Origin of the sequence: Peribacillus sp. Bi134, from assembly GCF_918698065.1 — a bacterium.
Classification (GTDB): Bacteria; Bacillota; Bacilli; order Bacillales; family DSM-1321; genus Peribacillus.
The window spans coordinates 106,794-120,371 of sequence record NZ_CAKKLN010000010.1 but is presented as its reverse complement, the minus strand read 5'-3'; the positions used below and the strand labels follow the sequence as shown (position 1 = coordinate 120,371).

Sequence of the window (13,578 nt, the reverse complement as noted above, 5' to 3'; positions counted from 1 at the left end):
ATATGTAGAACTTACTTTTGTTATTAAACTGCGTTCGCTTTCTTATATCTAGAAAAATTCAGTTTATCAATGTTAAAGTCTGTTTGTTCGCCTGCAATCAACTGCGTTACCATTCTTCCTGTAATGGGAGCCATGCTGATACCGTCTCCTTCATGCCCGCTGGCAATAAAGAAACCTGGTACTTCTTCTACTTCCGATACAATAGGAAGGTGATCCTCAACCCAAGGCCTTACTCCTGCATAAGCTCTTATACAGTTAATTTCCTTTAGTTTCGGCAAAAATCGGATAGCCCTTTCTGCTATTGCGTGCATAACTTCGATTTCGGAACTGATGTTATAACCTTTGAATGCCCTGTGCCCCCCAACCAAGAAGTTATTGGCGTCAGTCGGTTCAATGGTAAAAGCCACATTATGTTTTTCAACTAATTCACTTACGTTTCTTTTAAACTGGATATCTTCGAATTTGGATAACATATATCCGAATTCATGCACTTTCTGGCTGGCTACTTTGAATGGCGTTTTCTCAGAGATCAATACCATTCCTTTTCTTGGCCTGATCGGTATGTGAACACCTACCATTTCTGCTATCTTTGGTGACCATACACCGGCACAGTTCACAATCCTATTTGTTTTAAATGTGCCCCTGTCTGTCACTACACTTTCCACTCGTCCTTTGGCATCCAGTGTAATATCCTGAACAGAATGATAGTCATAAACCTCCAACCCTAGCTTTCTTCCTTCTTCAACAAATGCATAACATAGTTTGTACGGATTCATGGAGGAATCTACTTCTGTCCAAATCCCACCAGCTAAATCATCAGCTAAATATGGTTCAATTTGCTGCAATTCATTTCTATCGACCATGCGCATATCATAACCATCTTTTGCTTGTTGCGAAACATATCCTTTAGCAATTTCGAGCTCTTGATCTGTTTCACAAACATATAAACTTCCTCGTGATGCAAATTCAAAATCTACTGAAAACTCTTTCGCCAATTGTTTGAAAAGCTGGATACTTGCATAACCTATTTCGGTATCAATACCTGGTTTTTTATCACAAATTAGCGCCACTGCGTCACATCTACTGGAAGTACCTGATGCAACACCGCCTTTTTCAATCAATGCAACATCAAGTCCTTTTTTCGCTAAATGATACGCTACGCTAGATCCGATTACTCCTGCTCCAATGACAATGACGTCATAACTTTTCATATATCTGCCTCCTTTCCAAATAGGATCACTCTCCCTACTATTATTTATTTCCCCTCAAAAAAACCTGATGGTTCTACTTTTAGATTTATGTTGATTTGCTTTGTTTCAAGGTATTCTTCAAAACCATATGTGCCCAAGTCTCTTCCGATTCCGCTTTGTTTGTACCCGCCCCAAGGCGCTTCGTTAAAAGTTGGGTGATACGTATTGATCCATGTAATTCCTGCACGTAATTGGCGAATCACCCGCTGTGCTTTGGCACCGTCTTGAGAGAAAACAGCTCCTGCTAAACCAAACGCTGTACCATTTGCTAGTTCAATCGCTTCCTTTTCGGTTTTAAACGTTTGAATGGCTAACACAGGGCCAAAAATCTCTTCCTGAACAATACGCATATCAGGGGTCGTATCTCCAAAGATAGTCGGTTCAACAAAATAACCTTTTCCTAAATCACCTTCGATAATTCGATTGCCCCCACAAAGCAGAGTTGCTCCTTCATTTTTTCCAATTTCAATGTAATTAAGTACGGTGTTCATATGTGCTTCCGATACTAAAGGTCCCATTTCAATACCATCATTCCAACCTGGACCTATTTTAATCATCTTCGCACGTCTAACTAGTTCAGGTACGAATTTTTCATATAGACTCTCTTCTAATAGTAAACGTGATCCTGCCGAACACACCTGGCCTTGATTTGCAAAAATGGCGTATAATGCATAATCAACAGCCGCATCAAAATCTGCATCAGCAAAGACGATATTAGGAGATTTCCCACCTAATTCCAAACTAATCTTTTTCACTGTATCTGCTGCTGATTTCATCAGTTTAATTCCTGTATCAGTACCGCCAGTAAAGGAGATTTTATCTACATTTGGATTAGAAACTAATTCTGCGCCAACTTTTCTTCCAGAACCTAAAACTAAATTAACAATACCAGGAGGAAAGCCCATCTCATCAATAATTTCAAACAAGCGGATGAGGGAAAGTGGTGTTATCTCTGCTGGTTTCACCACTATTGAGCAGCCTGCAGCGATTGCTGCAGCAATTTTTTGGTTTGCCATTACTAATGGATAGTTCCAAGGAACAATTATCCCCACCACGCCGATTGCTTCACGAACAACCATTGCCTGAATGTCATCCGGCACATCATAAGTTTGGCCATGTGGTTTTGTCGCTAATCCCGCATAGTAACGTAATTGGTTTACTGCGTCTTCAACATCGCCCAGTGACTCCCTTAATGTTTTTCCATTATTCAATGTTTCTAAATAAGCAAATTCTTCTTTTCTTTCTTCCAGCTTATTTGAAATTTGTAGAAGAAGTTCTGCACGATCTCGAGCTCTGCTATTCATCCATCCATTTTCATAGAATGCCTTTCGTGCAGACTCAATTGCTTTTTTAGCATCTTCTTCTGTTCCAACAGTAACTGTTCCAATTAACTCTCCATTTGCAGGGTTAACGATTTTACTTGTTTGATTTGATTCACTTAGAACCCATTCACCGTTAATATACATCTTCTGAGTAGTGTTGCTGCTAGTTAAAACGGATTTAATGTCTGCTGTTTCCAAAATCATCAAGATTCACCTCTTCTATGAAATTACATGTTTTATAACTTTTGTATAAGTTAAAGATAAATTAGATTGCCATATTCTTCATTGGACAGTGTGTAAAATATCTTTCTCAAATTCTTGGACGCATCTGGCATTAACTAAGCTTTCTTTGATCAGATCGCCTAACCGGATCCTGAGCTTCTTTATATTTCCCCTCCCAAAATTCGGCACCTTGGATTCCCAGCTTTGTCGGGTTAAAAACGGGGTCTTTCCCTGCTCTTTTCTGCACTTCATAATCTCTTAACACCCGTAATGCAGGCTTGGTCAGAAGAAAAATCGCAACAAGGTTTACCCAGGCCATGGCCCCCATCCCCAAATCACCCATTGCCCACACAACAGCTGCTGTTTTAACACTTCCGTAAAATGAAGTGATCAATAAGACAACTTTTAAGACATGGTTCGGCCAACTAGACTTTGTTTTTTTGCTTTGTGTCAGAAAAGCAAGGTTTGTTTCTGCTTTGTAATAATAAGACAGCAGCGTGGTAAAACAGAAAAAGAATAAAGAGATCGCCAGGAAACCCGCACCAAATTGCGGCAGGACAGAATCAACAGCGAGCTGTGTATACACAGATGGCTCCACGTTTCCAATCTTATTCACAATAGGTGCCGCGCCTTCCGGTTCCACATTGTACATACCTGTGATCAGAATCATGAATGCGGTTGCAGAACAGATAAATAACGTATTAATATAAACAGAGAAGACTTGAACCAGTCCTTGTTTAGCTGGGTGGGATACTTCCGCTGCTCCTGATTCAAACGTTTCACTGCCTATTCCAGCTCCACTCGAATAAACCCCTCTTTGTACGCCCCATGCTATCGCAGAACCCATCAATCCGCCGAAAGTGGAGTTTAAATTAAAAGCACTGGTGAAAATCAGCGATAGCACACTGGGAATGTGGGAAAAGTTCAGACTTAACACGATAATACAAACGAGAATATAGCCAAGCGCCATAAACGGAACCATGATTTCTGCGGTTTTGGCAATCCGCTTTACGCCGCCAAAAATGATAAATCCCAGCAGCACAATGATACTGATGCCAGTTAACATAGGAGGCATTCCAAAAGCGCTGTTCATTGTTAACGCCACTGTATTAGCCTGGACACCCGGCCATAAACAGCTCATCACAATTAAAGTGAGAATGGCCGATAAAATGGCAAGCTTCCTGAGCTTCAGTCCCTTTTCTATGTAATAAGGTGTCCCGCCCCGGTACTGCCCATCGATCTTTCTTTTGTAGATCTGAGTAAGCGTAATCTCGATGAACGAAGTGGCGCTGCCCAAAAAGGCGGTAACCCACATCCAAAAAATCGCTCCTGGCCCTCCTAAGGCAATGGCAGTAGCCACGCCTGCTATATTCCCGGTGCCAACCCGGCTGCCCAATGACATAGCCAGTGCTTGAAAAGACGTAACCCCTGCTTTTGAATCTCCTCCTTCGAAGGACAGCTTAATCATGTCTTTCACAAACCTTAACTGAACAAATCGTGTAAAAATAGAAAAAAGCAGCCCCAGCCCTAAAAATCCATACACAAGCAATGGACTCCACACATATCCATTGAGCCAATTTACTAAATTCTCCACAAACAAGCACCTCTTCACTTATTTTTTTGCTCCATCATCCTCCACATAACCTTTAAAATTAATGAAACATTCATTTAAAAATAAAATATTCACAAAATTTTAACATTAGACACTGTGTCAAGCTTTTTAGTTTATTGGTCTTACACCCACCATTTACATTCTTAATGATCTTACTTTTTATAATAAAATGAGAGAAAAACGAACCGTTCGTATTCTTCAATTGGAATAAACATCTTTAAAGTTATTTTTCGCTTCTTCTTATATAGATAAAACGATGGGACTAGGCCCATCGTTTTATCTGGTATCGACATACTCTTATTTAAAGTTGAAAGATACTTTCTGTTAACGTTTTAACTATAAATGTAAAATCATCTTCCGTAATGCTCAATGGAGGAGAAAGTTGCAAAACATTGTTATACCCTGCAACCGTGTCGCCATTTTTCCCTACTAACAAGCCTTTTTCTTTACAAAGCTGTATCACTTTGTTCATTTTTGCGACTCCAGCCGGCTCTTTTGTTTCCTTATTTTCAACCAGTTCAACCCCTAGTAGAAGACCTTTCCCGCGTACATCACCCACATTCGGATGCTTTTTTAACACTTCCAGCTCCTTTAACAGCCTTTCGCCTAACTCTCTGGAACGTTCAATGAGGTTTTCATTCTCCATGATTTCCAGGTTTTTCAAAGCCAAGGCACAGGCAGCTGGATTTCCTCCAAACGTGTTTACATGGCGAAAGCGGTCATAATCATCTGTGCCTGTATAGGCTTCATAAATCTCTCTTTTTACAGCTGTTGCCGATAAAGGAAGATACGCACTGGTAATTCCTTTTGCCATTGTAATAATATCTGGTTTGACGTCATAGTTCATAAACCCAAATGCTTTCCCTGTCCGTCCAAATCCGCAAATGACTTCATCACAAATAAGCAGCGCACCATGCTTCTCACAGATTTCTTTTACTTTTTTCATGTATCCATCTGGAGGCATTAGTATTCCACCTCCAGTGATGATTGGTTCCATAATCACACCAGCAACTGTTTCGCTTAGCTCCCATGTCATAACACGGTCGATTTCATCAGCACTTGCCAGTGTTTGGGCATCTTCTGGATTGCGATACGTATCAGGCGGTGCAACATGCAAGAAGCCTTGCCCTAATGGCTCATATTTATACTTTCGCTGCGCTTGGCCAGTTGCTGCAAGAGCACCCATTGAATTTCCATGATAAGCGCGATAGCGTGAAATAAACTTATAACGCCCCTGCTCCCCTTTTTGCTGGTGATATTGACGGGCAATTTTAAACGCTGTTTCGTTAGCTTCCGATCCGCTATTGGAAAAGAAAATAACGTAATCATCACCAAGCCATTCATTCAATTTCTCTGCTAATTTAATAGCTGGAACATGACTTTGCGTTAAAGGAAAATAGGGCATTTCCTGAAGTTGTTCAAAAGCCGCTTCGGCAAGTTCTTTCCGGCCGTATCCTACATTTACACACCACAGGCCGGACATACCATCTAAATAACGGTTGCCGTCAATGTCCGTCACCCATGCTCCTTCTGCACTTGTGGCAATTATATTTGCCGGATTAGAAGCCGCTCCCTTCATCGCATGCCAAAGGTACTTTTCATCTGTTTTTTGCAGGTTTTGTGTTTGGTCTGTCACTTGCATCATTATCAGCTCTCCGTTCCATTCTTTTATGATTTTAAATCAGTTTTTAGTAACGGGCAGTAAGCATTTTCTTGCGAGTGTAGAATTCCACTCCGTCTTTTCCATTTGCATGAAGATCGCCGTAGAAGGATTTTTTATAGCCCGAGAACGGGAAGAACGCCATAGGAGCCGGAACCCCAAGATTAACGCCAAGCATGCCTGCATCAATTTCTTCACGGAATTCACGAATGGCTTTTGCACTGTCTGTATATAAACATGCACCATTTGCGAACTCAGACTTGTTTGTCAGTTCAATGGCTTCTTCTAAACTGTCCACTCGGGCAATCGAAAGTACCGGAGCAAAAATTTCGTCCTGCCAGATTTTCATTTTTGTTTGCACATTGTCAAAAATCGTAGGTCCAACAAAGTATCCCTGCTCAATCCCGTCATCGTTTCTTCCATCACGAATTAAGGAAGCACCTTCCGCCTTGCCAATTTCTATGTAACTGAGCGTACGTTCTTTATGGGATTCACGAATGACAGGACCAAGAAACACACCTTCATCCATCCCGTTTCCAATTGTAATTTCATCTGCTGCTTTTTTAAGCCGATCGATTAATTCGTCCGCAACATCTCCAACTGCAACGACTACTGAAGCCGCCATACAACGCTCGCCTGCAGATCCAAAAGCAGCACCGGTAATATTCGTTACAGCGTTGTCCAGATCTGCATCAGGCATGACGATTGAGTGGTTTTTTGCTCCTGCCAGAGCTTGTACACGTTTACCGTTAGCTGCTGCAGTTTTGTATATATACTCAGCTACAGGCTGAGAACCTACAAAAGATACTGCTTTTATATCCTCATTTTCCAAAATGCCATTAACCACCTCATGTGCGCCATGGACAATATTTAATACCCCATCAGGAAGTCCTGCTTCTTTAAATAATTCAGCTAAACGATTAGCCAACAATGGTGTTCTTTCAGATGGCTTCAATACAAAAGTGTTTCCACATGCAATGGCAAGTGGGAACATCCAGCACGGAACCATCATCGGAAAATTAAAAGGTGTGATTCCACCAATAACGCCAATTGGATAGCGATACATGCCTGACTCAACACCAGTAGCAATATCAGGAAGTTGATCTCCCATCATTAAAGTAGGGGCACCTGCGGCAAATTCTACACATTCAATCCCCCGTTGTACTTCTCCGTATGCTTCGGCATAACTTTTTCCGTTTTCCAGGGTAATAATTTTTGCTAAATCCTCCCAATTCTCTACTAATAATTGTTGATAACGGAACAAAATTCGAGCACGTCGAGGCACAGCAACTTTTCTCCATTTTTTAAAAGCTTCCTTAGCAGCCAAAACCGCTTGGTTTAATTCTTCACGAGTAGAAATTGGAATGCGGGCAATGATTTCTCCAGTTGCTGGATTTGGTACTTCCTCAATTTGCTCACTTGCCGATTCCACCCATTGTCCACCAATATAGTTCTTTAACATTTGAACTTCCTTCGTTAATTCCACTATTAAAACCTCCTATTTTATGAAAACTTAGTAATACCTTGAGCTCATTATATTGGTTATATAAATACAGACCATTAGACAAGGTGTAAAATATTCTGTCATTTTTTTCTGCATCATGAATACGAGTAGATGAAATTATTTACATATTGTCATAAAAAAAGAAACCCTTTTAAGGATTTCACAGAGTGTACAAATTTGGACGTTGATTGGAACGTAGGGCGCTCGCTTTCCGCGGGCGGTCCGGGAGCCTCCTCGGCGCACATGCGCCTGTGGGGTCTCCCTTGGACTCGCTATTCCCGCAGGAGTCTCGCACACCCGCTCCAATCAACTATTTTTAAAGTTTAGATAGAACTCCTATTGCCTACAGTCTTTTTTGTTTTAAAATAGATCTATTAAAACTTGAGGTAATGAGGATGCTTTCGAAACATCATTCTATTCAACGAGATCAACTTGAAATGATTATTTTAGATCAACTGGTACCGGCGAACCTTTTGGTTGGTAAAATTGAGGCTTCCATTGTCTTCACTTTCATTTACGACTTGGTGAAAGATATGTATTCAGAGGTGTATTCGTATATAAATTACAGCTATGCAATGCCAGGCCTATCAACCTCTTACCTACAACAAAGATTTTGATAGAGCATCCCTTATCTTGAATATGGTAGAGATTTTATATTAACGCTTTCTTTATTAATATTTATCTTTATTATTTTTAATAATAATTTCTTCAACTGATGCGTATTTTCGCGGTTTGATACTTTCCATAATGACATCTGCAACATCATCCGGTTCCATAAACGTGTCTTCTGAACTAGCTCCCCCCCATAATTCAGTTTTCATATTCCCCATATAAGCTCCAAATACTCTAATCGCAGTATGCTCAAGTTCAATCGCTAAACTTTCAGTAAATCCTCTTGCGCCAAATTTACTTGCACTATAAACCGACTCAATAGCTTTTCCTCGCTTACCAGACAAAGAGACAATGTTGACAATATAGCCTTGATTTCTCTTTTTCATGTCGTTTAATACTTCTTGAGTACAAAAGATGGTTCCTTTTAAGTTAATATCAATCATTTGGTGGATGGATTCTTCACTTAAATTTTCAGTCAAATCAAAGATCCCAACTCCTGCATTGTTAATTAAAAGATCAATTTGTCCAACTTCTTCTTTAATTAATTGCATGACTTTTGCTACATCACTTTTAGATGAAATGTCTACTTCATAAATAGAATGATTATGGCTTAATGTTTCAGCTGTTCGAATAAGTTTTGTTTGAGTTCGTCCAAGCAAACATACATGACAGCCTAGATCAGAATATTTTTTTGCCAATGAAGCACCCAATCCACTTCCAGCCCCTGTAATTACAACAACATGAACATCCATTTGAATTCTTCTCCTTTTCCTAGTAGGAATTGTAATAGCTCTCTTTAAAGGAAGATACTTATTAAAATTCCGTTCATTTACCTCCTTTGTTAGGAACAAAATGAACGGGGGAAAATACCATAATGATTAGATGTGTAGCTAATACTTCTTTTCTAAGAAGAGATAGATTTCTTTTTATCCCGTTCATCCTTTTCAATAGAATCCTAGGATCTTAATTGTCTATATACTATTTTTAAATCCACAAAAAATTGTTAAAAGCATAATAATTAACAAATACTCCTAATACCAGACAAACGAATGGCGTAGACCTGTTGATTTTCATCTTCCAAAGAAACGGTTTGTTCGTACGGATCAAGATTGTAAACACGACCCTTACGTGTATGTAACACACCGTCCTCATAATAGTTAATGGTGATTAAATGACTTTTTATGAATTCTTTTAAAAACATCCACTTATCCCTTTCCGGTTAGTATTCTATTAAATGAAGATACTTCATTTGCTTATAAAGAGAAGTCCTTTTTATCTTTAAACCGTTAAACATAAAACAATCCTCTCCCTAAAAATTTCACTTTTGGAGAGGATTGAAAATAAATACAATAGGTCTTGTCAGTAGAACGCTTAACTTCTAATTACCTGTTAAACCATAATCTCTTCATTAAAAGCTTTTAATGCCGTTCACTTTTCAAATAGATAGGGTTTTCCCTTCTTTTGGTTTATTTCCTTGCGTTTCTTTATACTTTTCTTCCCAAAATTCGGCGTCTTTGATTCCTAACTCTACCGGGTTAAAAACAGGATCTTTTCCTGCTTTTTTCTGCATTTCATAATCTTTTAACACCCGTAAAGCCGGCTTGATTAGAAGAAAGATCGCAACAAGATTTACCCAGGCCATGGCCCCCATCCCTAAATCACCCATTGCCCACACAACAGCTGCTGTTTTCACACTTCCGTAAAATGAAGTGATCAAGAGGACAACTTTTAAGACATGGTTTGGCCAACTAGACTTTATTTTCTGGCTTTGTGCCAGAAAAGCAAGGTTTGTTTCAGCTTTGTAATAATAAGACAGCAGCGTGGTAAAACAGAAGAAGAATAAGGATACTGCTAGGAAACCCGCGCCGAAATGCGGCAACACTGAATCAACAGCGAGCTGAGTATACACAGATGGCTCTGCGCCTCCAACCTTATTCACCATAGGGGCCATCCCTTCCGGTGCCACATTGTACATCCCTGTGATCAGAATCATGAATGCTGTAGCAGAACAGATTAGTAAGGTATCAATGTAAACTGAGAAGGCTTGAACCAAACCTTGTTTTGCTGGATGGGATACTTCCGCTGCACCTGATTCAAACGTTTCACTGCCTAGACCAGCTCCACTCGAATAAACGCCCCTTTGTACACCCCATGCAATTGCAGAACCCATCAATCCGCCAAAAGTGGAATTTAAATTAAAAGCACTGGTGAAAATCAGCGAAATCACACTGGGAATTTGCGAAAAGTTTAAGCTTAAAACGATAATACAAACGATGATATAGCCAATAGCCATAAATGGAACCATGATTTCTGCTGTTTTGGCAATCCGCTTAACACCGCCAAAAATGATAAACCCCAGCAGCACAATAATACCGACCCCAGTTACCATAGGGGGTATTCCAAGAGCACTGTTCATCGTGAGTGCTACGGTATTAGCCTGAATACCTGGCCATAAACAGCTCATCACAATTAACGAGAGAACGGCAGAGAAAATGGCAAACTTCCTGAGCTTCAGTCCCTTTTCAATGTAATATGGTGTTCCGCCCCGATACTGTCCATCAATTTTCCTTTTGTAGATCTGGGTAAGCGTGATTTCGATGAACGAAGTTGCACTGCCCAAGAATGCGGTAACCCACATCCAAAAAACCGCGCCGGGTCCTCCCAAGGCAATGGCGGTAGCCACACCTGCTATATTCCCGGTACCAACCCGGCTGCCCAATGACATCGCAAGTGCTTGAAAAGACGTAACTCCGGCTTTTGAATCTCCACCTTCAAAGGACAGCTTAATCATGTCTTTTATAAACCTTATTTGGACAAAACGAGTGGAGATAGAAAAAAGCAGCCCCAGTCCTAAAAAACCATATACAAGTAATGGACTCCATACATATCCATTCAGCCAATTTACTAAATTATCCATAAACGCACACCCTTTACTTAGATTCTCAATTTACAGATTGGTAAATTGTATATGTTCTGCAATCCTTCTTTTTTAAAAAGATACAAAACTAATCAGTCTTTCTTAGCTGCTATTAGAACTCATTCTTTTAGAGGTATCATTCACTTAGTTGTTTAAAACATCATTTGTATCTAAATGATGAAATAGATCTTAGCGTTTTATATCCTCTTCAGCATTGCTCAAAAGCTAAAGGGTAAAGAGTGCTACCATGCTATAGGTTTTCTTGCTTCCAAATAATACAAAAGACCTTAGTTTAATACAATCGGTTAACCACCCGCGGAAACGTAGTATTTTCATATTCAGACTTAGACTGAGAAGCAGAAATATATTCATAAGAGGAAATGGCAACTTCTATGGCTTGACGTTTATATGGATCCATGAAATCCCTTCCAATTAATTCATATAATTTTTCGAGTCGATGATACAGGGTTTGACGTACAATGTGAAGTTGTTCGGCTGTTTCTTTTTTTGCACCTTTACATTGTAAATATGTTTTTAATGTTTTTAGTAATTCTCCACTATTCTGCTGATCTTGTGATATAACTGGACCTATATAATCTGTGATGAATTCGTTAAGGATTCCTTGATCATGAGCAGCTAATACCATCCGAAAAATATATAAATCTTCATAAAAAATACTGTTTAATTCATTGGGTATTTTTTCTCGAATATTCATAGTCTCTTTTGCTGAAGTATAGCTGTTTCTAACTTCGTTTAGATTAGTAACAAATTTACCGACGCTGAAACTGAAATCTGAAAATTTATATTTTTTAAAAGAGTCAGAATTTTTTAGAACTTCTATTCCTTCTTGTATTCTGCGCTTAAAGTCTTCTTTCTTCCATTTGTTTATAAGGATAAAAATAATTTGATTTTTCCCTATATCTGTCAATAAAAATATACCTTTTTGTTCAAACATTGAACGACAGTAGATTTTTATATAGTTAAATTCTGAACTTACTTTTTCTATGTTAACTGCTTTGCAAAGTAAAACCGTGTAAGTATTGGATTTGAGATTAGGTTCAAGCTCTGAAAGATATTTTTGAATCTGTTCAGCGCTATTTTCCCCTTCAAGCCAACGCCGTACCCATTCCGCTTCTTTAGTTTTTCTCTGTTCTTCAATATACAATTCACGCAAAAGGCTTTGTGCCAATGCTATAGCACTGCGATCTAGGATGAGGGATTCAAATTCTGTTATGGAACCCGATTCCGAAAAAACAAAGAGATCAGCAAAAGTTTGGTTTAAAGCCTGTACAGATTGATGTGCCACACTCATATGTTTTGATATGTTGTTACTTTTAAACAATTGTATTATTTTCTCTTCCTCTGCTCTTTCCTTCTTAGAAATAATTTCAATTTCACCTTGATTGGTAATGTATAAAACTGTTAATTTCAAATGTTCATGTATTAACTGGAGAATTCTTTGTTGTGGGTTTGCCGAAAGAAGAAGCTGGTTTAACCTATTTGAGTAATCTTCTAAATCAGTCAAAATTCTATAATGCTTTTTAATCAAGAGGCTATGTAATTCCTGTGTAATGTCAATAAAGCGAACTTTTTTCTGAAAAACGATTAAGGGAAAGTCATTTGTATTTGCTAGTTGTAAAGCGGCTTCTGGTATCTCGGAGATGTATGTTCCTAACTCAATACAAAGACCAGCTGCGTTAGCATCAATGGATTGTTGAATTAATGAAGTAAAAGTATTTTCACCTCCTTTCCATCCAACCCCTGTAGATAGAATCAATTCATTCCCATTCAAGAGGCTTTCAATTGAATCTACCTCCATTACATGGACCCATCGAACAAGCCGATCAAGTCCTCCTTTGCCAGCCAAAACCTTAGCACTTGCAAAGTGTTTATTTTTTAAAATTTCATTTACAGATAGTTTAACTTCAAAGTTCATTGACAACTTCCCCCTTTAGTTTTAAACAAGCAATAACCATTCTTTTCCCCTCACTGAAGTTGTCTAAAAAACCTTTCAATATTCCTCCCACACTTTGAATAATTAGCATAAAAAGTTGGATGAAACGTAACACAATGTTATCTCTTCTTAACTATAAAAACATTATATTCTGAAAACTAAACTCCCATCAATATTCTTGTCATATTTTCTGACACTTTTTTTTCAAAAATCTAATTGAGCAATCATAGAAGTGACATAAACCCTTATTTATCAATATTTATATATTTTCAAAAAGAGAGCATCCATAATTTAAAAACAAAATATTTATCACTAATGCAGACCTATATTAAAGCGCTTACAATTATCTCGAAATAGTTTTAACGAAATACTTTGCTAACTCTTAATAGTCTTGCATTCTACATTACAGAGTAAAATTTTCATAAAAGTAAAATTTACTTACCTTAAGTATAAGAAATCATTATGAATTAGTAAATTGAATGTTTATAATAGTAAACATGAATTAATTCGATAGATGAGGGAGAA

General features: G+C 38.6%; 9 protein-coding genes and 1 pseudogene. 1 reads left to right on the top strand and 9 read right to left on the bottom strand.

Going from position 1 to position 13,578, the window contains the following annotated elements; all coding sequences use genetic code 11:
• Positions 1-23 precede the first annotated feature (23 nt).
• The 5 genes from LQ188_RS22420 to LQ188_RS22400 all read right to left on the bottom strand — a co-directional run bounded on the left by LQ188_RS22420 (position 24) and on the right by LQ188_RS22400 (position 7,552).
• Positions 24-1,211, bottom strand: a complete 1,188-nt coding sequence (locus tag LQ188_RS22420) for an FAD-binding oxidoreductase (RefSeq protein WP_101221553.1) — start codon at positions 1,209-1,211, stop codon at positions 24-26.
• 44 nt (positions 1,212-1,255) lie between these two features.
• Positions 1,256-2,776 (bottom strand): aldehyde dehydrogenase family protein, encoded by a 1,521-nt coding sequence (locus LQ188_RS22415; protein WP_230178420.1) that lies wholly within the window; start codon positions 2,774-2,776, stop codon positions 1,256-1,258.
• A gap of 130 nt (positions 2,777-2,906) precedes the next feature.
• Complete coding sequence (locus LQ188_RS22410; protein ID WP_230178334.1) at positions 2,907-4,388, bottom strand: alanine/glycine:cation symporter family protein; 1,482 nt, start codon at positions 4,386-4,388, stop codon at positions 2,907-2,909.
• A gap of 319 nt (positions 4,389-4,707) precedes the next feature.
• Positions 4,708-6,048: an aspartate aminotransferase family protein gene (locus tag LQ188_RS22405; RefSeq protein WP_230178419.1), complete on the bottom strand. Its 1,341-nt coding sequence runs from the start codon at positions 6,046-6,048 to the stop codon at positions 4,708-4,710.
• 46 nt (positions 6,049-6,094) lie between these two features.
• On the bottom strand, positions 6,095-7,552 hold the full coding sequence (locus LQ188_RS22400; protein WP_290370138.1) for a CoA-acylating methylmalonate-semialdehyde dehydrogenase: 1,458 nt from the start codon (positions 7,550-7,552) through the stop codon (positions 6,095-6,097).
• A gap of 413 nt (positions 7,553-7,965) precedes the next feature.
• Here LQ188_RS22400 and LQ188_RS22395 point away from each other — a divergent pair.
• Positions 7,966-8,112: pseudogene (locus LQ188_RS22395) on the top strand (IS5/IS1182 family transposase); the annotation flags it as partial.
• Between the two features lie 129 nt (positions 8,113-8,241).
• Here the strand turns inward: LQ188_RS22395 and LQ188_RS22390 are convergent.
• The 4 genes from LQ188_RS22390 to LQ188_RS22375 form a co-directional block, all read right to left on the bottom strand.
• Positions 8,242-8,934 (bottom strand): SDR family oxidoreductase, encoded by a 693-nt coding sequence (locus LQ188_RS22390; RefSeq protein WP_230178332.1) that lies wholly within the window; start codon positions 8,932-8,934, stop codon positions 8,242-8,244.
• 266 nt (positions 8,935-9,200) lie between these two features.
• Entirely contained in the window at positions 9,201-9,383 is a 183-nt protein-coding gene (locus LQ188_RS22385; protein WP_230178330.1) for a YolD-like family protein, read from the bottom strand.
• Between the two features lie 234 nt (positions 9,384-9,617).
• Positions 9,618-11,099 carry an alanine/glycine:cation symporter family protein gene (locus LQ188_RS22380; RefSeq protein WP_230178328.1) on the bottom strand — a complete coding sequence of 494 codons (1,482 nt, stop codon included), beginning with the start codon at positions 11,097-11,099 and terminating at the stop codon, positions 9,618-9,620.
• 292 nt (positions 11,100-11,391) lie between these two features.
• The gene (locus LQ188_RS22375) at positions 11,392-13,035 is read right to left on the bottom strand and encodes a PucR family transcriptional regulator (protein WP_230178326.1); all 1,644 of its coding nucleotides are present in this window, start codon (positions 13,033-13,035) and stop codon (positions 11,392-11,394) included.
• Positions 13,036-13,578: the final 543 nt, after the last annotated feature.